We start from the raw sequence: 21,226 nt of genomic DNA on the forward strand, positions 1-21,226 counted from the left end.
CTCGCATGTGCGACCGCACCGCGGTCTGGCAGTTCAGCGCCGGTGCGTGGGACCGTTCAGTCGTCGTCCTTGGTGAGCTCGGCGGTCACCAGGTCGGCCAGTTCGTTGGCTTCGGGACTGTCCGGTGCCCCGGGTAGTTCGACGGTATGGCCAAGGAGCGGCACGGTCGCCGGGCCTTCGTGTGCGGGCACGGATCGAAGCCGAGTCGGGATGGGCAGCCCGTGGTGTTCGAGACGCTGCAGGCGGCTTGGTCCAGCAACCGCCGTGTTCCGGGTGGGGTATCGGGGTGCAGCAGGTTCGCCAGGCACCGGTAGGCCAGTTCAGTCCCGGCGGCGGGCCATCGGCTGGACGCCGACGGTGCCGCCGCGGCGGCGAGCGCGTTGCGGTACTCGGGCAGCCGGGTCCGCAGGAAATCGCGCACAGCGTGGCCGACCTCGATCTGCGCTGACCGTGTCGGCAGCAACTCCCCGAAGAATCCTGACCCGTCCGCATTGAATTCCTGGCCGCGCAGCACGACGTGTGCCAGATTCGCGTCATGGACGCACCAGCCACCCAGGACAGCCGGATTACACCAGTACCGTCGCGGCGGCGAAGGTCCTCAAGGTAAGCGAGTGGGTCCCGCCGGTACCAGAGCCGGTTCCGGCAGGGCTGGTTCAGCACAAGGCCTTCCCGTGGGGCGTGGTCGAGCAAACCAGTAAGCGTCAGCAATAATCTGAAAGGGGCAACAGGCCATTGTCGGCTTTTTCTGCGGCATGCAAAAGTGCGGAGGGTGTCACCGGTCGCGCGCTCGGCGAAGCCGATGTACTGCTCGATGAGCCATCAGTTGGGGCGGCAGGTTATCGCCTGCGGTCGCTGCTGACCTGCGAAGCCAGCGGATCCGTTTCGAACACTGGGCTTACTTGTGTTGTCAGTGTTGTCGTCGCGGGACTTCGTGGTGATTACCGTCCATTTGAGACTGGGTTTCAGGAGTTCACAGGTCGATGTCGGCGCGCCCGCGTGCCCGTGAACCGCGGGGGGTGAGCATGTCGTCCTCGCACTCGAGAACAACAGCTCGGACGGGACTGTCTCGATAACGTGGGGGTGCTGTGGGAGGTGCTGGTGAGTTCGTGGATCTGCCGGTGGAGGTCGTGCTGCAGGTGATCGCGGGTCAGATGGGTGATGGCGAGGTGGCTTCCGGGTGCGGTGCCAGCGCGGCGGTGTAGCCGGCGAGTAGCGCGGCGATGTGTTGTCGTCGGGAGGTGGTGCAGGACGGCGACCCTGCGAGACGTCACGACGGGGCGGCCCTGACGGTCAGGGGGCTTGCTGGGTGGTGGGGTCCGGGGCTCGGTTGCCGCGCATGCCGAGGTGTTCGGTGGGTACTCGGTAGGTTTCGCGGCCGCTGCCGACGGCGGCGATGTTGACGGCGCAGAGTGCCGCGGTGAACACGCCGACGCCGATCCAGCCGCCCGCGCCGGTGCCGGCGATGGCGGCGGCGATGGTGGGCGCGAAGCCCGCGATGGCGAAGCCGATCTGCGTGCCGATCGCCATCCCGGACAGCCGGACTTCGGCGGTGAACATCTCGCCGTAGTACGCGGGCCAGATGCCGTTGGTGGCGCTGTAGACGACGCCGAAGAGGGCGATGCCGACGAGGAAGATCAGCGGGTAGCTGCCCGCCGATATGGCGGCGAGATAGCCGAACATCAGCGCGGCGCATCCGGCCGAGCCGGCGACGAAGACGGGTTTGCGCCCGACCCGGTCGGCGAGTGCGGCGAAAAGGGGGAGTGCGACCAGTGCGGCGGCGTTGGCGAGCACGCCGACCCACAGCATGGCCGACCGGTCGAGTTCGACCGTGTTCACCGCGTAGCTCAGCGCGTAGACGCTGAAGATGGTGCTCACCGAGGCGATGGTGGAGGCCAGCACGACGCGTAGGACGTCGCGCCAGTGCTCGCGGAACAGCACGGCGACCGGGAAGCGGGCCGTGCCGCCGGTGGCGACTTGGCGTTCAAACACCGGTGTTTCCTCGAGCCTGCGCCGGATGACGTAGCCGATCACGACGACGAGGAAGCTGGCCCAGAACGGAACCCGCCAGCCCCAGGAGAGCAGTGCCTGCTCGGGAAGCGCGGCCACCGGCAGGAACACCGCGGTGGCCAGGATCTGGCCGGCCTGGGTGCCGCTGAGCGTGAAGCTCGTGTAGTACGCGCGACGGTGCGGCGGGGCGTGTTCGAGGGTCATCGCATTCGCGCCCGCTTGCTCGCCGGCCGCGGACAGGCCCTGGAGCAGGCGCAACACCACCAGCAGAATGGGCGCGAGGACGCCGGCTTGGTGGTACGTGGGTAGGCAGCCAACGGCGAACGTTGCCGCGCCCATCAGCAGCAGCGTGAAGACCAGCACTTTTTTGCGGCCCGAGCGGTCGCCGACGTGGCCGAGCAGGAACGCGCCTATCGGCCGGGCCACATAGCCGACGCCGAAGGTGGCCACGGCTAGCAACGTGCCGGTGGCCGGATCGGACGCGGGGAAGAAGACCTTGTTGAACACCAGCGCCGCGGCGGTGCCGTAGATGAAGAAGTCGTAGTACTCCAGGGCGCTGCCGATCCAGGCGGCGATCGCGGCCTGCCGGGGCTTGCCAGCCGGATGCGTGCTCACCGGGTTTGGGGTCACAGTGGCGCTCCTCTGCCGGGCGACGGTGCCGAACAGTCGAAGGTACGAACTAGATAGTTAATTAGAGAGCCTGCTGTGGTCCGGTTCACTTGTCAAGGGTGTACTCAGCGGGCGGTCAGCTGGGCCAGCACGAGATCGCCGAGCATGGTGCGGTAGTGGGCGCGCAGCGCGGGGTCGAGCATGTCCCGCTTGAAGATCGCGTTGAAGGTGTGTCGGTTGGCCGTGCGGAACACGCAGAAGGCACTGATCACCATGTGCACGTCGAGCGGATCGACGTCGTCGCGGAAGACGCCGGCCGCGCGGCCGCGGGCCAGGATTCTTGCCAGTACGTCCAGTGCGGGGTTGGCCAGGCCGGACAGCACGGAGGAGCGGGCGATGTGCTCGGCGTGGTGGATGTTCTCGATGCTGACCAGCCGCACGAAGTCCGGGTGCGACTCGTGGTGGTCGAAGGTCAGTCCGGCCAGCTGTCGGATCGCGTCCGCGGGGTCGAGACGCTCGACGTCGAGTTCCTGCTCGATGGTCCGGATGCCAGTGTAGGCGCGTTCCAGTACGGCGATGTAGAGCTGTTCCTTGTTGCCGAAGTAGTAGTAGAGCATCCGCTTGGTGGTGCTCGTCTTGGCGGCGATCTCGTCAACCCTGGCGCCCGCGTAGCCCTTGTCGGCGAACTCGGCGGTGGCGACGTCGAGGATGTCGGCGCGGGTGCGGTCGGGATCGCGGCCTCGGCCATCCGGCGCGGCCCCCGCGACCGGAGTCCGTGCTGGGGTGGCACCGGGAACCTGTGCGGCCAACGATTCGCCTCTCGTGACGGGGGACGTGTGCCGTCACTGTAGTCGGGGCCGTGGCCTGGGGCTCTGTCGTGCCGATCTAAGTAACTATCTGGTACGTTCATTACGTTCGCAGGCTGTGTGGAGGCGACGATGAACGATCCGGAGCTCCGCCTGGACATCGCGACGGTGTGCTTGTCCGGCACGCTCGACGACAAGCTGGCCGCCGCGGCGCGCGCCGGCTTCGACGGTGTGGAGATCTTCGAGAACGATCTGGTCGTCTCACCGCGGCGGCCTCGGGAGATCCGGGCGCGGTGCGCCGACCTCGGCCTTTCGATCGACCTGTACCAGCCGTTCCGCGACTTCGAGGCGGTGCCGCCGGAGGAGTTCGCGGCGAACCTGCGGCGGGCCGAGCGCAAGTTCGACGTGCTGGAGCAACTCGGCACCGACACCGTGCTGGTGTGCTCCTCGGTGTCACCGGACGCGGTGGACGACGACGATCTCGCCGCCGAGCAGCTGCACACGCTGGCGTCGCGGGCGGCCGAACGGGGTATCCGGATCGCGTACGAAGCGTTGGCGTGGGGACGCTTCGTCAACACGTTCGAGCATTCCTGGCGGATCGTCCGGCTGGCTGACCATCCCGCGCTGGGCCTGTGCCTGGACAGCTTCCACGTGCTCTCGCGCACCGACCAGATCGCCGGGATCCGGGTGATCCCCGGCGAGAAGATCTTCTTCCTCCAGCTCGCGGACGCTCCCCGGCTGCGGATGGACGTGCTGCAGTGGAGCAGGCACCACCGGCTGTTCCCCGGGCAGGGCGCCTTCGACCTGCCCGGGTTCCTCGGCGCGGTGGCGGCCACCGGATACCGCGGCCCGCTGTCACTGGAGGTGTTCAACGACGTCTTCCGGCAGTCCGACCCGGCGGGGACCGCGATCGACGCCATGCGCTCGCTGCTGCTCCTCCGGGAGGACACCGCGGCCAAGGGGTCGTCGAAGACCCGTGACCGGATGCGTGTCGCCGACCTGCCTGCCGCGCCACTTCCCGCCGGGTACGCGTTCGCCGAACTCGACGGCACCCCCGAGGCGGCCGGAATGCTCGCCGGTATGGGGTTTGTCCACAACGGACAGACGGACTCCGGGCAGGTTCAGCGGTGGCAGCAGGGTGACGCCAGGATCGTGGTGCGGGCCGCCGGTGCGGCCGATTCGGTGCGGATCGGCGCGCTGGGGGTGGCGACCCCCGACCCGCCGGTCGCGGCGCGGCGCGCCAAGCGGCTGCTCGCCCCGGTGCTGTCCGATAGGGACGATGAAGAGCCGGTGGTGGCCGCGCCGGACGGGGTCGCCATCGTCTTCTGCCGGCAGGACGGCGACCGGATGGCCGAGTTCACGTCCGCGGCCGTGCCGGAGAACCCTTGCGGTATCACCGGAATCGACCACATCAGCATGACCGAGCCATTCGACGACTTCGACCAGATCGCGCTGTTCTACCGGGCGGCGCTCGGCCTCGAGCCGGAACCGGAGACCGAGTTCGCCGCGCCCTTCGGCCTGATCCGCAGCCGTTCCGCGACCGACCTCGACCGGCGGGTCCGGATCGCCCTCAACGTGGTGGCGCTGCGCCGCGGCGGCTGGGCGCCGGCCGTGCCCGACCCCCAGCACATCGCCTTCACCTCCGACGATGCCGTCGCCAGCGCCAAGGCGATGAGCGCGCTCGGTGCGCCCCTGCTCGGCATTCCCGCCAACTACTACGACGATCTGGACGCGCGTTTCGCGCTGCCGCCCGAGCGGCTCGCCGGACTGCGCGAGCACTCGGTGCTCTACGACCGCGACGAGCACGGCGAATATCTCCACTTCTACACGCACATGCTGGGATCCCGCGTGTTCTTCGAAGTGGTTCAGCGCGTCGGCGGCTACGCCGGTTATGGCGTCGCCAACTCACCGGTGCGGATGGCCGCCCACCGGCAGGCCCGGCTGGTGGACCGGACTACCGCACCTCGCCCGGAGTGAGCACCAGTGCGTCGAAATGGCGCAACATCCGGCCGGTGTCCGGCTCGTGCCCGGTGAACAACCGGAACGCGTCGGCGGCCTGGAAGACCACCATGCCGCCACCGTCCAGCACCCGGCAGCCCCTGGCCCGCGCGGTCACCACGAGTTCGGTGTTCAGCGGCCGGTACACCACGTCGGCCACCCAGAGGTGCGGCAGGACCAGGTCCGCCGGCAGCGGCAGGCCCGGATAGGCGGCCATCCCGGTGGGCGTGGCGTGCACCAGGCCGTCCGCGGCGCGGAGCGCGCGGGACAGGGCGGTGTGGCCGTTGTCCATGCGCCCGGTCACGGCCCGGTCCGGACCGAAGCGATCGTGCAGTGCTGCGGTGAGTGTGTCGCCGCGGCCGTGATCTGTGTCGAAGACGTGGACGGTTCCGGCACCCATGGTCAGCAGGGCGTGTGCGGCCGCCGCCCCGGCCCCGCCGGCGCCGAGGAGGACCACCCTGTCGAGCGGGGCACCGGGCAGGCCCAGCGCGACATTGCGGGCGAAGCCGGAGAGGTCCGTGTTGTGCCCGGTCGCCTTGCCGTCGCTGAAGACCACCGTGTTGGCAGCCTGGAGTGCGGCGGCTTCGGGGGAGAGGTCGTCGAGGTGGCTCAGGACGACCTGCTTGCACGGATGCGTGATGTTGAGCCCGTTGTAGCCTGCCAGCCCGGCGGCGGCCACCAGATCACCGACCGCGGCGGCAGGCAGGCCGAGCACGGCGAGGTCGAGCGTGCGGTAGAGGCAGCGCAGCCCCAGCTCGTCGGCCTCGCGCTCGTGCAGGGCCGGGCTCAGCGACGTGCCGATCCCCGAGCCGACCAGTCCGACCAGGTACCGGTCCTCGTCCTGCGGTGCTGTCACGGCCGCGCCCCATCCGACGGTTATGAACGTACTAGATAGTTACTTATGCTAGCAGGACGACGAGCGGCCTTTCCGGCACCGGCAGCCAAGGGGCGAACTTAGAAGCCTTGTGGGTGGGTGGAAAGTCAGTGCGCCGGTGCCTGACCGGGTCACGTTCGGCGACAGCACGCAGAAGGTCATCTACAGCGCCCTGTCGCCGGGGGATCTGACCGACGAACAGGTAGGTGCAGGAGACGACCTCAGGGCAGTCTCGGCTGAGTCTTTGCACTCGCCCCTTTGATCGTGCACGCGCAACTGCATACCGGTGAAACCGATATCGACGAATTCCTGGATGGCGTCCTGGTGCGCCGAGCGATCCTGCTGGGCCGCGGGCAGTCGGCACGGCACCGCTGCCCGCGGTGGCCACTCCCGGCATGGCCGCTCACCGCCGCCGGGACATGCCGAAGACGGTTCGGCTTCGCCGACCCGCACACTTGGAGAGGCCGTCTACGCACGGGGCTGGCCTGAGGGTCCCGCGCTCCACGGGGGTCGCCGGCAACCCCGCGGCGCGCGGCTAGGCGGGTGCCAGGGTGTCTCTGGTGGCTGGTGTCCACAAAGGAGCGTCGGGTGAGTCGGCCGCGGCGAGGGCGGCGGTGAACTGGGTGAGCGCTGGCGGCCGTCGTGTGTTCTGACGGCCGTAACGTTCCGGCGGCGGGCATCGCAGGCGCTGCTGCGCAACCCGCTGGCCGACCCGGGCCTGCTCGGGGTCAACAACGGTGCCTCGGTGGTGGTCCTCGCCATCACCCTCGGTCTCGGCAGCCCGTCCGGCTACGTCTGGTTCGGCATCCTCGGGGCCGCGGCCGCGTCGGTGGTGGTGTACGTGATCGGCTTCGGGGCAGGCCGGGTTCAGCGGACCGGCACGTGCTCGCCGGCGTGGCCGTCACCGCCGTGCTGGGCGCGGTCACCACCGCGATTGCTGTTCATCGACCAGCAGGGCTTCGACCAGTTCCGCTTCTGGGCCGTCGGCTCGCTGGCCGGGCGGAACGCCATGGCACTGGGGAAGACCACCGGCCGGGCGCTGGGCGTGCGGACCGGCCAGGTCCGCGTGCTCACCGCGGCGGGCCCGATCTGGTGCGTCGGTCTCACGGTGCCGCACGTCGCCCGCATGATCGTCGGACCCGACCAGCGCTGGGTTCTGAGCTATTCCTTACTGCTGGCACCGATCCTGCTGATCAGCGCGGACGTGGTGGGCAGGGTGATCGCCCGGCCCGGTGAACTCGAGGTCGGCATCGTCACCGCCTTCCTCGGCGTGCCCGTGTTCCTGGCACTCCTGCGACGAAAGCGGGTGGCAGCCACGTGCTGCGCTCGCCGGCGGACCGGTGGTCGGTCCGCTGGGAAACCCGATCCGCGCTGGTGTGCGCGCTGCTGGCGGCGACGGTGCTCCGAAGTACGGGAGACGCTAGAGCGCGACATCAAGAAATTCAGAAGAAAGTTCAGGCCGATCGGATGGGTCCGGACCGTGCCTGACGGTTCGTACCTGATTACCGACAAGACAAGCCGTATCGACTACTCCACCGGCGCCGTGCGTTCGGCAGACACGCTCATGCCCGGGCATCTCTGGAAAATCCAGAACTGGGGCTACTGCGAACTCACCCTCACCGTGAACGCGGAGCGCAAAGTCGTGTATCGGCAGAATTCGAGAACCTACCCTGGTGATGCCGCTGGCTGGTGTCGCGCTTAAGCAGCCCGAAGAAGAGCGCGACCGTAAATCGGTCACGACCCACGCCCGGCAGCGGCTCGTACACCTGCCCATCGCGCACCATAGCCCACAACACATTCACCCGCCGTCGTGCCGGGGCCAGCATCGCCTGCTTATGCCGCTTCCCCTCTGCCCGTTTCCGCATCGCTTCGGACGTCGCAGGTTTCCACTGACCTGACCCGAATCTCGCGCCGTCGGCGCCAGGCCCGCGACTGCGGCAAGACGGTCCGGCGAGCCCCATCCGGTACCGGCCTGCCCGGCGCTGGACCGCCCCCAGCCCGACGAGTTGGTCCAGCAATCGGTGCGCGGTCGCCTTGTGCAGCCCGGCGCCGGCCCCCACCTGCGCAGGACCGGCCTCACCCAGCCGCGCGAGTTCCTCCAAAACCAGGAACGCGCCCTCGAGCACACCGCGCCCCACCGTCGGCTGTGCGGCAGCCGGTTCTTTCTGGCGTTCCATCAGACCCCTCCTCGGGCAGAACAGCCCCGCTCACTGTAGAGAGGCGTGCCTGCTCAACCAGATACCCCGCGCGTCTCGCTCATCGAGACAACCCCTACCCGATGTGCCGCCGACAAGACGATTCTCCTCGCTGCCGCATTCCGCGCGCCCGTGCGGGAATGCCACACAGGGAAGGGAAAGAAATGATCATGCGCAAGGATTCTCGCGTCAGGTGGGCACTGCCGGCGACGTTGCTGCTGGCAGCCGCCGTAGCCGGACCGGCGATCGCGTCGGCGGACAGCAGCGGAGCGCCGGCCCAGACGAGCACCGCAGCGACGTTTGCCCAGACGCAGTGCCGGGGCGGGGTGACCGACGGTGCGCTGTTCAACTGGTACGGGGCACCGGTCGTCGCCGGGCAGGCGGTCGTCACGTCCGCGGCCGAAGCCAACCTGCCCAGCGGTGGCGGGGAATTCATCGGCGATGCACACGTCTACACCGAAAGCGTCGCGGTGGTGGACAACGCTGTCCTGGCCCGGGTGCACACCGGATGGGGCCTGCCGCTCAACGTCTGCGTCCACTACGTCGGCTAGCAGCGAACCCATGTCAGATAAAAAAGGCAGCTGCCGGCTGACATGAAAAGCTCCGCTGGCGGACAGATCGGCTCCCCGCATTGACAGGTAGCCAGCCTTTTGGCCGGTCTGTGGCTGCGCTGGGCACGCCCAGCGCAGCCACAGTGCGGTTTCGCCGCTTGTCAACGGTGTGTGTCGTCGTGGTGGCTGCGGCGGCGACGGTGGTCGAGGCGAAGGCGCGGGGGCTGGCGTTGACCGGCCCGGACGGCTTGCTGAAGTTGTTCACCAAGAATGTGTTGGAAGCGGCGTTGAACGAGGAAATGATTGAGCATAACGCGGCTGGCGAAGTCGAAGTCAACGTGCCACGGGATCGGGAGAGCACGGTCGAGCCGCAGATCGTGAAGAAGCGGCAGCGGCGGCTCACCGAGGTGGATGAGATTGTCCCGTCGTTGTATGCGAAGGGCATGACGACCGGAGAGATTTCGGCGCGTTTCGCTGAGATTTATGGTGCCGTGGTGTCGAAGGAGACGATTTCGCGGATCGTCGACAAGGTCGTTGCGGAGATGCACGAGTGGGTAAACCGCCCACTCGACGGGATCTACGTGGCTGTGCCGACGCAGACGAGCCCGCGCCGTGCCCGCAGTTCCCGCGTGGAGAACCCGGCGTCCCGCGCGGCCATGCGGCCGTTCACCGCGGCGGACTGGGCCGCCCTGCCCCAGTCCGCCGGGTCCAGGACCCGCAGCCGCTCGCCCGGTTCGAACCCGGTCACCTCGCACCCGAAGGTGTGGGCGAACCCGGCCAGTCCTTGCGCGACACTGCACACCACCCCCGCACCGGTCACCACGACCTGTGGCGTCATCCCGGCTCGCCGGTCATGTCCGGCCGGCACCGGCCGCGCTCAGGGCTTCGGCCAGCACCTCGCGGACCGCGGCCAGGCTGACCATGCGAGCCGCCATCTCGTCTTCGACCACGACCCCGTACTCCGCCTCCACGGCCGCCTGTATCTCGATCAGCGTGATCGAGGCCAGGCCGTGGTCGTCGTGGAACAGGCTGGTCTCGCCCAGTTCCCTCGGCGGATGGGTGCCGCAACCAGGGGCAGGGCAGCTAGTCGGCTCGACTTTCTCGGTACGTCGAACATCCGTTCATCAGAGGTGCACGCTCGATGCGGTGCGAGCGGACGAGACCGGGCCTCCCCGTCGAGCATGCGAGGGCGATCATGGTGCCCGAGGATTGCCCTTCGGAACCTTTTCTGTGATGCCGGAGCGCGAGTAAGCAGGTGTTGTTACGCATGCGGTCCTGCGTGGAACGGAGACCATCGTGCATATACAGGATCAGCCGGAGCGACAGCAGCCCGCGGATGGGAGTCGCCAGCACCGTGCCGGGTCGGCGGGTAACACCCGCGCGGCGGGGTTGGCGGCTCCGTATCCGGAGCACCTGTCACCGGACATGTTGCTGGCGCTGCAACGCAGCATCGGCAACGCCGCGTTGGCTGGGTTTGCGGCCGGCCGGCGCGGCCAGCACGCTCCCGCCGATGCCGATCAGCGCCCCGTCCAACGATCAGCGGTGCACGACGTGCTCCGCTCTCCGGGACACCCGTTGGATGGTCCGACCCGAAGCGAGATGGAGGCCAGGCTCGGGGCGGACTTCGCCGATGTCCGGCTGCACACCGATACCGCCGCGGGGCATTCGGCGACCGAACTCGGCGCGCGTGCCTACACCGCGGGCGAGCACGTGGTCATCGGTCCCGGCGGCGGTGACCGGCACACCCTTGCCCACGAGCTGACCCACGTCATCCAGCAGCGCAGCGGCCCGGTCGCGGGCACGCCGACAGACGACGGGTTCGCGATGTCCGATCCCGGTGACGCCTACGAGCGTGCGGCGGAGGCCAATGCGCGGCGCGTGATGACGGGCGGTGCGCCCGAGGTGCACCACGATGTCGGCGATCGGCACACCGGGCACGCGCACCAACCCGTGCAGCGGATGCCGCTGGCCCAGTTCCAGCAGCAGGTCGGCGCGCTGGCGAACGACGTGGACTTCATCACCTTCGTCGAGATCCGACGCGGGCGGGAGGACCCGGCCGCGGTCGTCGCCGACTCCGCGTCGGGCTCCCAGGCAAGGCTGGAACAGCTCGTGCGGGATGTGACGCCGGAGTCGGTGACCCAGTACATGAACGACTACCAGGGGATGGCCGCGGGCACTCGGCAGCAGCCGCGGAACATCAGCAGGCCCATGGTGGTCGGGCTGGAGATGGAGATGCGCAACGCGGTGCTCCAGCTCGAGGAAGGGATGGCCAACGGTGAGGAACTCGCCCGCACGCCCGTCACCACGGAGGTCGGCCCGCCGGTGATGAAGCTGGTTGTCGAGGGCATGGAACCCGGTGACCCCGGGATGGAGCTCGTCTACGGGCCCCTCGCGCCGGACGAGTACAAAAGTCCCGCGCTCATCAGTGCCAGGAACAAGCTCAAGACCGCCATCCGCCGTGCGGGCACCATGGCGCAGCTCGTCACCGTCTACAACAAGTCGCTGCAAACTAGCGAGCAGCGGTACCGGCTGGTGCCGGGCCCGCACCAGCAGTGGCGCAAGAAGGCGACGCCCACGCCGAGGATCGGCACCCAGACCAATGTCTCGACCCCGTACTCCAAGGTCGGGCGGACGAACAACAGGCCGGAACAGGATTTCGGGGCGTTCTTCGAGTCGAACTCGCAGCGCAGGGTGCATGACGCGGCCAGGACGCAGGCAGCCGCCCTGGTCACGAAGATCGCCGCGCACTGGAACGCGAACTACCAGAACCTGGGTCAGCTGGCGCCCGGCATCAACCTGGGCCCGATGCTCACCCACCTGCTGTACCAGGAGGCGATGTACGCCAACCACCAGTTCGACCGGAACGTGATCGGCCACGACGACAAGCACGCCTTCCACGTGCTGTTGAAGCTCAGCCCGCAGGACGTGGCGATGGGGCTTATCACCGACGACGAGGCGAAGCTGCTGCTCGCCTGGCTGGCCGACAACAAAGCGAAGCCCATCGCCGCCGCAGTGCTGGACACGTTCAAGGCGTTCAACAAGCCGTACGCGAAGGTGACCGTGGAATCCGACGCCATCTACCAGTACATGGTCGACGTGCTCGTCGCCAGGCTATTGGCCGATCAGCAACTGCTGGGGGAGGCCAATGACGAGGACCGCACATCGGCCGTCTTCGGCAACGCCAGGCAGGTCGCCGACGTCACCCATTTTCACCCCCGGCCCAGCAACCGCAGGCCGATCAACGTCTCCGGCAACAAGTACTTCATGGTCGTCGAACAACGCTCCATGGTGCACGCCGTCAACTCCAACGCCGAGTCGAACCCCCGGTTGTCAGTGGAGCAGATGAAGAACCTGCAGAAGCCGACCACCTGACTCTCGGCCCGCAAGGCTTCCGCGGTCTGCGGGCGCTACGGGATCTCGCGGAAGGCCGACACGCATACGGGCTGTTACCGCGCTGGGGAGTGGATGGGGCTGGAGCGGCGGTCGAGGTGGCCGACGAACTGGCCGCACCAAACGACGCTCGAGGTTGTGGCCGTGGTGGTGGAGATCTGCCTTCCCCGTCCCCCGGTGGATGTCCGGAGATCCGCGCTGACCTTGGTTCACATTGAGTTGGCCACTGCTCGGCGGCCGGTGCCGGTTGGTTTGAAACCGAGGTCACAGCGAACGGCACGGATGGCGGTACCGGCGGCCATTGGGGTTAACCAATCGGAGTGGTCGCGGAATCCGGCCGGTATCCGTGGTGACGGATCTGTGGGGAACGTCACCCCGGGGTTTCCCTGTCCGGCGGTGTCTCGTTGAACAGCGGTCGAGCCGGGTCAAGGCGGTCCACTGTGGACGAGCGTCCCTGCTGGGGTCCACTGTGGACCGGGTAGGGGGTTGCGGTCCGTGGTTGGGCTGGATGGAGTAGCGGGGATGGTCGAGCGGGCGACGTCGCTCATTTACTGGCTACTTGGAGTAATTGTATGGCTGAAGCCGACAATCACCCTTTGTCACTCTTCTGTTATCGCCTCGTGCTGATTTAGTGTGCCTCGTGTAGCTGCCAGTGCTGGAAAGTCTTGTAACAACGCCGGATGGGTGGCCGATACCACGGCGAGTACTGCGAGGCTGACTACTCAGCGTATAGCTCGACCGGTTACTCAGGGAAACTATCGGGAGGTCAGATGGAAGACTCGGTGCGGCCACCGACACCTGCGACCCGCGCGCTTCCACACCTCGACCTCAGCATCGCGCCACCGAAGCAGCACCGCGTGCCGGTATCGGAACCCGAACGGCGTACGCACTCGGACGCTTGGGAAGGCCGGTACCGCGGCTGGGTCATCGCCGGTGACCTGACCGCCACCGTGCTCGCCATCGTGGTGGCCGGCCTGGTGATCGACCGTCCCGGCGACGGGCACCTGCTCGCCATCGGCACCGCCGTCGCGGTGCTCTGCGCGCTGCCGGGCAGCCGGGCCTGGAGTCAGAACGTGCTCGGCGAAGGCGCCGAGGAGTACCGCCGGCTCGGCCGCGGGTTCGCCGCCGCGGCGGTACTGATCGGACTGGTCGGCCTGCTGGTCGGCGAACTCGCCGTGCAGCCGTGGGTCTTCGTGGTGGTGCCGGCCGTCGCGGCACTCGCCTTCCCGCAGCGCTACCTGATGCGCCAGGTCCTGCACCGGGCCCGCCGCCACGGCAAGTGCCTGCTGCCGGTGCTGGCCGCGGGCAGTCCGGACACCGTGGCCGACCTGATCGCCCGCACCAGGCTGGAGTCCCACGTCGGCTGGCGGGTGGAGGCGGTGTGCACCGGCTCCGGGCGCAAGGGAGAGGTCGACGGGGTGCCGGTGGTCGGCCGCCTCGACGATCTCGCCGACCAGGTGCGGCGCGGCGGTTATCGCGTGGTCGCGGTCACCGCGGACCAGTACTGGACTCCCCGCCGGCTCCAGCAGCTGGCCTGGGACCTGGAGGGCACCTCGGCCGAGATGGTGGTGGCGCCGGTGCTGATGGAGGTCGCCGGGCCGCGGCTGAACGTCTCCGGGGTGTTCGGCATGCCGCTGTTGCGGGTGGCCGCTCCCGCCTTCACCGGCGGCAGGCGCCTGGTCAAAGAGGTGGTCGACCGGGTGCTTTCCGCGCTGCTGCTCACCTTGCTCTCCCCGTTGCTGCTGGTGATCGCGCTCGCCGTCAAGTTCGGTGACCGCGGCCCGGTCATCTACCGGCAGCGCCGGGTCGGCCGCGACGGTGCCATCTTCACCATGCTCAAGTTCCGCACCATGGTCACCGACGCCGAATCCGTGCGCTCCGGCCTGCTGGCCGACAACGACGGTTCGGGCCCGTTGTTCAAGCTGCGCAAGGATCCCCGGATCACCAAGGTCGGCTCGATCCTGCGCCGCTACTCGATGGACGAGCTCCCGCAGCTGTTCAACGTGCTCGGTGGCCGGATGTCGCTGGTCGGGCCGCGGCCGCCGCTGCCGGAGGAAACCGAGACCTACGAACGCGACGCGCGCCGCAAACTGCTGGTGAAGCCGGGGCTGACCGGCCTGTGGCAGGTCAGCGGCCGCAGCGACCTCACCTGGGCGGAGAGCGTCCGGCTGGACCTGCGGTACGTGGAGAACTGGTCACTGGCGATGGACCTGGTGATCATGTGGAAGACGGTGCGCGCCGTGGTCAGCGGCCAGGGCGCTTACTGAGCTCGGTCATCATCGCGACGATCTCGCCGCGGTAGCGCTCCGGCGCGAAGTCCCGCTCGGCCCGTTCCTTCGCGGCCCGTGCGCGCTCGATCGCGGCGGGCCAGTCGTCCACCAGCGCGGTGATCGCCTCGGCCAGTGCCGCCGGGTCGTCCGCGGGGACCACCGAGCCACACTGTCCATTTTGGACCGTCTCGGGCAGTCCCTGCGCGTCGGTGACCACCACCGGCACTCCGGCCAACTGCGCCTCCACCGACGTGTTGCCGAAGGGCTCCACTCTGGACGGTACGACGGCGATGTCCGCGTCGTGGTAGGCGTCCCAGACGTCGGTGCGGAAGCCGTTGAGCCGCACCGACCCGGCGAGGCCGGCCGCGGAGATCCTGGCGCGGAGCTCGTCTTCGAACCACTCGTAACCGGGGAACACCGAGCCGACCACGTCCAGCACGGCCTTGCGCCCGGCGCGGTTGAGCGCCAGCACCGCCTCCACCGCGGTGTCGGTGCCCTTGCGCGGGGAGACCCGGCCGACCAGCACCAGGCGGATCGGGTCGCCGGCCGAGGCGCGCCGCCGTGGTGGCGAACCGGGCCCCGGCACGCCGTTGTACACCAGCCGGGTGCGGCCGGAGAGCCTCGGCAGCGTGCCGGCGAGTACCGCGCCGGTCGCTTCGCTGTTCACCACCACGGAATCGGCGGCCAGCAGGGGAGCGGCCAGGCCGATCCGGACCGGAGCCGGTACCGCGTCCTCCGCCTCGTGCACATGGGCCAGTACGCGCCGGCGGGTCAGCCGGGCCAGCAACAGCCAGGCCGGCATGGTCACCGTGTTCACGTACACCACGGACGGCCGCTCGGTGCGTAGCAGCCGCAGCATCGGCGGTACCGAGCGGACGGCGTCGGCCAGCAGCCTGGCGAACCCGGCCGGGCGCAGCGCGGCCTTGCGCAGCACCGGGGTCGGGCAGAGCACCACCCGCGCGCCGTGCTCGGTCAGCAGCCCGGTGAGCGGCCCGTCCTGGGGCAGCGTGGCGACCACCCGCCAGCCCGCACCGGTCAGCGCGGCGACGGACTCGGCGAACACCCGGTCCGCCCCGTAGAGCCCGGACGAGGGATGCGCCATCAGCGCCAATGGGCTCAACGCGGTTCTCTTTCTTCAAGGCCCGCAACGGTTTGCTCGTCCTGCCGGCGCCGGGTCGTGACCGTCCAGGCGGCGAGTACGAACAGCCAGGTGCAGGACACCGTGGCCGGGGCGCCGAGGCCCTGGGTGAACATCGAGTTCGTGAACATGCCGGCGAGCAGGCCCAGCACCAGGATCCGGGTGACGAGCACCTCGGGCCGGACCCTGGACAGCTTCACCGCGGTGTAGCCGACCGTGCCGATCAACGCCAGCCAGGTCAGCACGCCGACCAGCCCGGTGTCCACCAGCAGGTTGATCACCGCGTTGTGCCCGCCGCCGAGGCCGGTGGACTCCAGGAAGACGCCGCGGGTCGCGGTGAGCCCGAACCCGTAGAGCGGATGCTGCCCGGCCAGTTCCAGCGCGTAGCCCCACAGCGTGGTCCGGAAGCTCAGGGTGGACAGCGCTTCGGCGCTCTCTCCGCGGGCGAAGAAGGACTCGATGGCGTCGGAGCTGGTCAGCGCCACCACGGTGAGCACCGCGGCCGCCACCACGCACAGCTCCACCTTGCGGCTGCCGCGCCAGCGCGTCCAGAGCAGCACCAGGATGCCTGCCACCGCGCCGACCACGGCGCCCCTGGTCTTGGTGGCGACCAGCCCGGCGAGGCAGATCAACAGCAGCAGCACGTACACCGGAATCGGCCAGTGCGGGCCGCCGCGGCGCAGCCCGTAGGTCAGCGTGTAACCGGTGAGCAGCACCACCGCGATGGCCAGTATCTCGCCGGCCTGCACCGGGTGGATGTAGAGCCAGGTGAACCGGTCGGGCTGGGTGCGCAGCCGGGGGAAGGGCACCAGCACCCCGAACACCACGGACAACGCGGCCAGTGCGGCGAACCCGTGCGCGATCCGATGTGGTGCGTCGGCGTCGGCGTGCCTGGCGATCGACCTGGCCAGCGCGAGGATCACCACGACCTGCCCGGCGCGTACCGCGGCCAAATCGAGATACGGCGAGTAGAGCGCCGAGCCAACCAGCACGAGCACGTAGGCGTAGAGCAGGTAGGTGATGGGTTCGGCCCGGCGGATCCGGGTCGACGGCCGGAACCGGAGGAAGAGGAAGGCGGCGACCAGCAGGTAGATGCCGATCTCGAGCAGCACGAACGGGTCCGCGTTGCCGGCCACCGCCTGGTCGTTGGCCCGCAGCCGGAACTTGTACTCGCTGGCCACGACCAGTGCGAGCACGCACAGCACCGGCCACCACTGCCGGACGGCGCGGCGGCGGACCGGATGGTCGGACGGAGCCGCACCGCCGGTCGGGTCGGCCGCTTGCTGGCTCATCGGACCCTTCGCTGGACTGGTTTCACCCGCACGCTCACCCGGTTGGCGGCGGCGGATGGATTAGCCGGATGCTACGAACGGTGTAACGAACATCCGACAAGTTGATATTACTATGCTGAGACTCGCGCCCCGGCCCCGACCACGCCCGCCAACCCGGCGACGGTCGTTAGTGGCCGGCGACGCGAGTATCTCATTTAACTCAGGAAGTCGACCGGTGGACGATGCGCATTTCGATGTTCGGCACGCGGGGTGTTCCCGCTCGTTACGGTGGTTTCGAAACCTGCGTCGAAGAGGTCGGCCGGCGGCTGGCCGAGCGGGGTCACGAGGTCACCGTGTACTGCCGGCTCGCCGAAACGGACACCGGGGACGCGGCGCCGCAGCAGGCCGAGCACCTCGGCATGCGCCTGGTGCATTTGCCCGCACTGCGCAAGAAAACCCTGGAAACGCTCAGTCACACGGCGTGGTCGGTCCGGCACGCGCTGTCCGCGCCGCCCGATGTCGCTTTCGTCTTCAACGCGGCGAACGCCCCGCTCCTGCCGCTGCTGCGCGCCCGGCGCATTCCGGTGGTGACCCATGTGGACGGTCTGGAGTGGAAACGGGCGAAGTGGAATGGCGCCGGCCAGCGTTACTACCGGCTCGCGGAAGCGCTGGCGGTACGGTGGTCGGACGCGCTCATAGCAGATGCGGTCGGCATTCAGGAATACTATTCGGAACGCTTTTCGGTCTCGACCGAATACATTCCCTACGGCGCGCCCATTCTCGGTGAGATCGGTGCCGACCAGCTACCGGAACTCGAGCTGGCCGCCCGGCGCTATCACCTGGTGGTGGCCCGCTTCGAGCCGGAGAACCACGTGCACCTCGCCATCCAGGGCTACCTGGAGAGCTCCGCGGAATGTCCGCTGGTGGTGGTCGGCGCGGCGCCCTACGCGGACGAGTACACGGCCAGGATCAAGCGGCTGGCTTCCGCGCACGAAGGGGTCCGGCTGCTCGGGTCGGTGTGGAACCAGGAACGGCTCGACCAGCTCTACGGCAACGCGCTCACCTACGTGCACGGCCACTCGGTCGGCGGCACCAACCCGTCCCTGCTGCGGGCGATGGGCGCCGCCGCGCCGACCTCGGCCTTCGACGTGAACTTCAACCGCGAGGTGCTCGGCGAGTTCGGCCGCTACTTCGGCGGCCCCGGAGACCTGGCGGCCCTGTTCGACGAGGCCGAAGCCCGGCCGGAGGAGACCCGGCTGCGGGGCTACGCACAGCTCGCTTCGCTCGACCGTTACGAATGGGACGCGGTCGCCGACTCCTACGAAGAGCTTGCGACCAGGACGGCCACCACCCGGAGACCGGCCAGGCGCCTCGCGCCGCTCCGGGGGTGGTGCCAGGCTCACGCGCTGACCACGTCCCCCGCTCGAAATCTCCGTCCCCCTCCCCGAAATCCCCACCGACAGAAGGAATTTTCATGTCTCGTGCCCGAAGGCGCGTTTCCGCCGCGACCGCGGTGCTGGCGGCCGCTTCGCTGACCGTCGTGCCGCTCTCGCCCGCCGCGCTGGCCGTGCCCGCGCTGGCCGCGGCACCGGCGCCGCAGGATCTGCCGACCACGATGACGGCCGGCGCGCTGCCGACCCCGCAGACCGATGGCATCGTGCTGTCCGTCGCCATCGTCGGCAACACGGTCTACGCGGGCGGCAAGTTCACCAAGGCACGCCCTGCCGGCGTCGCCGCCGGCGGTGCGGGCGAGGTGACCAGGAACAACCTGATGGCCTTCGACCTCACCACCGGCGAGCTGCTGCCCTGGGCCCCGGTGGTCACCGGCACGCCGTACAGCGGCAGCGATCCCGGCCCGTACTGCAAGGCATCCGGCAGCCAGTGGGTGTGCGACACGGTCTTCCGGATCAAGGCGTCGCCGGACGGCAAGAAGATCTACGCCGGTGGCGACTTCACCAAGATCGACGGCAAGTGGCGCACCAGGGTCGCCCGTTTCGACACCGCCACCGGCGCGCTCGACAGCGACTTCGCGCCGAGCCTGAACAGCCGGGTGCGCGCCATCTCGGTGACTGCCGACGCGGTGTACCTCGGCGGCGGATTCACCACCGTCAACGGCAGCACCCGCACCAGGCTGGCCGCGCTGGACGCCGCCGGCGCGCTCACGCCGTGGGCGCCGACCGCGGACCGCGAGGTCTTCGCGCTGCTGGCCGCCCCGGCACAGGGCCGGGTGGTCGTCGGCGGCGCCTTCGACCGGATCAACGGCGACACCCGGCCGTCGCTGACCGCGGTCGAGCTGGCCACCGGCGCGAACGCGCCTTGGCAGGTGCGGACCCCCGGCAGCGAGACGGTCACCGACATCGCCGGCGACGGCAAGGGCGCGGCCTACTTCGGTGCCTACGATTACGCGGGTGGGGACGTCCGGTTCGAGGGCAGGGGATCCGCCGACATCGCCACCGGCGCCACCCGCTGGTTCGACGGCTGCTACGGGGACACCCAGGCGGTGACCGTGTCCAACGGGGTGGTCTACGCGGCCTCGCACACGCACGACTGCTCGGCGATCGGGGCCGCCCCGGACAACGGCCCGATCGACTACTACCGGCTCACCGCGGAGACCGCGGACGCGGTCCGCAGCGCGCCGGCGACGGTGAACACGGTCCGCCGCGGCGACCCGATCCCGGAGCTGCTGACCTGGTTCCCGAACACCAACGGCGGACCGGCGGACAGCTCCTTCAAGAACGGCCCGTGGGCGATCGACGCGAACAGCCAGTACGTCGTGGTCGGCGGGGAGTTCACCGTGGTCAACGGGAAGCCGCAGCAGAGCCTGACCAGGTTCGCCGCCCGCGGGGTGCCGGGCGCGGTGCACAACGGCCCGCAGGTGCCGTTCCGCGCGCCGACCGTGTCGCGCGAGTTCGGCGTCACCGGCAGCCCGGTTATCAAGTGGACCGGTACCTGGGACGCGCAGAACCCCGAGCTCCGCTACGAGGTGATGCGGCTGGGCACGGCGGAACCGATCTACACCGAGACCAAGGCGTCGCGGCCGTGGAGCGTGCCGTCGTTCAGCTACGTCGACCGCGGCGCGACTTCGGGCACGTACTGGATTCGCGCGGTGGACGCTGACGGCGCGTCGATCGGTTCGCCGCAGGCCGGGATCTGAGCGCGGCGTGCGCGTTCCGGCATCCTGCCCGGCCTGTACCGGGCGTCTCGAGCCGTGGCTCAGCCTGCCCTCCGGTGAGCCCGCGGACCCTCGCCGCTATCCGTTGCTGCGCTGTGAAAGCTGCGCCGGTTCGGTGACCGGTGGCGAGCCGCCGGGGGAGGAGGCGTACGAGTCCGGCACCTACACCGCGCAGGCGCCGCGCGGCGCGAAGCTGGTGCGCGCCTTCCAGCGGCTGGTGGACGCGCAGCCGGTGGGCCTGCTGCGCCGGGCCGGGCTCGGCGAGGGCGCGCGGGTGCTGGACGTGGGTGCCGGCCCCGGCAGGCTGGTCGCGTCGCTGCGCCAGGCCGGCCTGGACGCGAGCGGGATCGAGCCGTCGGCGCGCAGCGCGGGCCGGGCGCGGGCGGCCGGGCTGCCGGTGGCCAAGGCGTCCATCGCGGAGCATCGGGACAAGGAGCTGGACGGCGCGGTGCTGTGGCACGTGCTCGAGCACCTCGACGACCCGCTGGACTCGCTGCGCGCCGTGGCGGGCTGGCTGCGGCCGGGTGGCGTGCTGCTGGTCGGGGTGCCCAACCCGGCTTCGCTGCAGGCCAGGATCGCGGGCACGGACTGGTTCCACTGGGATGTGCCGCGGCACCGGCTGCACCTGACTCCCGGCGGGCTGGCGGAACTGCTCGGCCGGGCCGGTTTCCGGCTGGAGCGTACGAGCCATTTCGTGCTGGAGCACAACCCGTTCTCCATGTGGATGGCCTTGCTGTCCCGGCTCGGGCTGCCGCCGGCCTACGTTTTCCAGCTGCTCAAGCGGAATGTGCCGGTGAAGGCGAGCGAGCTGGCGTTGCTCGGGCTGGCAGGTCCGCCGCTGCTGCCGGTCGCGATGGCGCTCGAATCCGCCGCGGCGGCGGCCCGCGGCGGCGGCACCGTCGCCGCGATCGCCCGGTTGACCTAGTTTCCGCAGGTCAGCGGTCG

At 69.4% G+C, this 21,226-nt stretch carries 15 protein-coding genes and 2 pseudogenes; 9 read left to right on the forward strand and 8 right to left on the reverse strand.

Annotated features, from left to right (window positions below; translation table 11 throughout):
- Positions 1 to 56 precede the first annotated feature (56 nt).
- The 3 genes from AMYNI_RS50595 to AMYNI_RS0133905 all read right to left on the reverse strand — a co-directional run bounded on the left by AMYNI_RS50595 (position 57) and on the right by AMYNI_RS0133905 (position 3,326).
- Positions 57 to 191 carry a hypothetical protein gene (locus AMYNI_RS50595; protein ID WP_281170318.1) on the reverse strand — a complete coding sequence of 45 codons (135 nt, stop codon included), beginning with the start codon at positions 189 to 191 and terminating at the stop codon, positions 57 to 59.
- A 1,099-nt stretch (positions 192 to 1,290) separates the two neighbouring features.
- Positions 1,291 to 2,637, reverse strand: a complete 1,347-nt coding sequence (locus tag AMYNI_RS0133900) for an MFS transporter (protein WP_245574069.1) — start codon at positions 2,635 to 2,637, stop codon at positions 1,291 to 1,293.
- A 104-nt stretch (positions 2,638 to 2,741) separates the two neighbouring features.
- Complete coding sequence (locus tag AMYNI_RS0133905) at positions 2,742 to 3,326, reverse strand: TetR/AcrR family transcriptional regulator (RefSeq protein WP_051116602.1); 585 nt, start codon at positions 3,324 to 3,326, stop codon at positions 2,742 to 2,744.
- Positions 3,327 to 3,554: 228 nt separating this feature from the next.
- Here AMYNI_RS0133905 and AMYNI_RS0133910 point away from each other — a divergent pair, with 228 nt between their 5' ends.
- A complete protein-coding gene (locus AMYNI_RS0133910; RefSeq protein ID WP_020672558.1) occupies positions 3,555 to 5,399 on the forward strand; it encodes a sugar phosphate isomerase/epimerase and 4-hydroxyphenylpyruvate domain-containing protein in 1,845 nt (614 codons plus the stop codon).
- Here AMYNI_RS0133910 and AMYNI_RS0133915 read toward each other — a convergent pair.
- Positions 5,377 to 6,276: a shikimate dehydrogenase gene (locus AMYNI_RS0133915; protein ID WP_020672559.1), complete on the reverse strand. Its 900-nt coding sequence runs from the start codon at positions 6,274 to 6,276 to the stop codon at positions 5,377 to 5,379. The two genes, AMYNI_RS0133910 and AMYNI_RS0133915, sit on opposite strands and share 23 nt — an antisense overlap.
- 709 nt (positions 6,277 to 6,985) lie before the next feature.
- Here AMYNI_RS0133915 and AMYNI_RS50725 point away from each other — a divergent pair.
- Entirely contained in the window at positions 6,986 to 7,996 is a 1,011-nt protein-coding gene (locus AMYNI_RS50725; protein WP_342667788.1) for a FecCD family ABC transporter permease, read from the forward strand.
- A 334-nt stretch (positions 7,997 to 8,330) separates the two neighbouring features.
- Here the strand turns inward: AMYNI_RS50725 and AMYNI_RS50325 are convergent.
- A pseudogene (locus AMYNI_RS50325) lies at positions 8,331 to 8,471 on the reverse strand (IclR family transcriptional regulator); the annotation flags it as partial.
- A 188-nt stretch (positions 8,472 to 8,659) separates the two neighbouring features.
- Between AMYNI_RS50325 and AMYNI_RS0133930 the strand changes: the two are divergent.
- Together AMYNI_RS0133930 and AMYNI_RS48555 are read left to right on the forward strand one after the other, a co-directional pair.
- Positions 8,660 to 9,040: a hypothetical protein gene (locus tag AMYNI_RS0133930; protein ID WP_157357553.1), complete on the forward strand. Its 381-nt coding sequence runs from the start codon at positions 8,660 to 8,662 to the stop codon at positions 9,038 to 9,040.
- A 143-nt stretch (positions 9,041 to 9,183) separates the two neighbouring features.
- Positions 9,184 to 9,699: pseudogene (locus AMYNI_RS48555) on the forward strand (transposase); the annotation flags it as partial.
- Here the strand turns inward: AMYNI_RS48555 and AMYNI_RS49680 are convergent.
- Positions 9,618 to 9,878, reverse strand: a complete 261-nt coding sequence (locus AMYNI_RS49680) for a beta-ketoacyl-[acyl-carrier-protein] synthase family protein (RefSeq protein WP_020672562.1) — start codon at positions 9,876 to 9,878, stop codon at positions 9,618 to 9,620. The pseudogene AMYNI_RS48555 and the gene AMYNI_RS49680 overlap by 82 nt on opposite strands.
- A gap of 737 nt (positions 9,879 to 10,615) precedes the next feature.
- On the opposite strand from AMYNI_RS49680, the gene AMYNI_RS47835 reads away from it, so the two are divergent.
- Positions 10,616 to 12,412: an eCIS core domain-containing protein gene (locus tag AMYNI_RS47835; RefSeq protein ID WP_245574071.1), complete on the forward strand. Its 1,797-nt coding sequence runs from the start codon at positions 10,616 to 10,618 to the stop codon at positions 12,410 to 12,412.
- A gap of 788 nt (positions 12,413 to 13,200) precedes the next feature.
- Positions 13,201 to 14,697 carry a sugar transferase gene (locus tag AMYNI_RS0133950; RefSeq protein ID WP_020672564.1) on the forward strand — a complete coding sequence of 499 codons (1,497 nt, stop codon included), beginning with the start codon at positions 13,201 to 13,203 and terminating at the stop codon, positions 14,695 to 14,697.
- Here AMYNI_RS0133950 and AMYNI_RS0133955 read toward each other — a convergent pair.
- Both AMYNI_RS0133955 and AMYNI_RS0133960 read right to left on the reverse strand, forming a co-directional pair.
- Positions 14,675 to 15,820 (reverse strand): glycosyltransferase family 4 protein, encoded by a 1,146-nt coding sequence (locus tag AMYNI_RS0133955; protein ID WP_245574072.1) that lies wholly within the window; start codon positions 15,818 to 15,820, stop codon positions 14,675 to 14,677. The genes AMYNI_RS0133950 and AMYNI_RS0133955 overlap by 23 nt on opposite strands.
- The gene (locus tag AMYNI_RS0133960) at positions 15,817 to 17,130 is read right to left on the reverse strand and encodes an O-antigen ligase family protein (RefSeq protein WP_020672566.1); all 1,314 of its coding nucleotides are present in this window, start codon (positions 17,128 to 17,130) and stop codon (positions 15,817 to 15,819) included. The genes AMYNI_RS0133955 and AMYNI_RS0133960 overlap by 4 nt, the downstream gene beginning before the upstream one ends.
- A 221-nt stretch (positions 17,131 to 17,351) precedes the next feature.
- On the opposite strand from AMYNI_RS0133960, the gene AMYNI_RS46000 reads away from it, so the two are divergent.
- The 3 genes from AMYNI_RS46000 to AMYNI_RS0133975 are packed head-to-tail and all read left to right on the forward strand — an operon-like array spanning position 17,352 to position 21,206.
- Positions 17,352 to 18,644 carry a DUF1972 domain-containing protein gene (locus AMYNI_RS46000; RefSeq protein ID WP_020672567.1) on the forward strand — a complete coding sequence of 431 codons (1,293 nt, stop codon included), beginning with the start codon at positions 17,352 to 17,354 and terminating at the stop codon, positions 18,642 to 18,644.
- Positions 18,584 to 20,263, forward strand: coding sequence for a delta-60 repeat domain-containing protein (locus AMYNI_RS0133970; protein ID WP_020672568.1), 1,680 nt, complete (start codon positions 18,584 to 18,586; stop codon positions 20,261 to 20,263). Before AMYNI_RS46000 ends, AMYNI_RS0133970 begins: the two co-directional genes overlap by 61 nt.
- 7 nt (positions 20,264 to 20,270) lie before the next feature.
- On the forward strand, positions 20,271 to 21,206 hold the full coding sequence (locus tag AMYNI_RS0133975; protein ID WP_169515788.1) for a class I SAM-dependent methyltransferase: 936 nt from the start codon (positions 20,271 to 20,273) through the stop codon (positions 21,204 to 21,206).
- The last annotated feature ends 20 nt before the right edge of the window (positions 21,207 to 21,226 follow it).

This window comes from Amycolatopsis nigrescens CSC17Ta-90, assembly GCF_000384315.1.
In the GTDB taxonomy this organism is placed as follows: domain Bacteria; phylum Actinomycetota; class Actinomycetes; order Mycobacteriales; family Pseudonocardiaceae; genus Amycolatopsis; species Amycolatopsis nigrescens.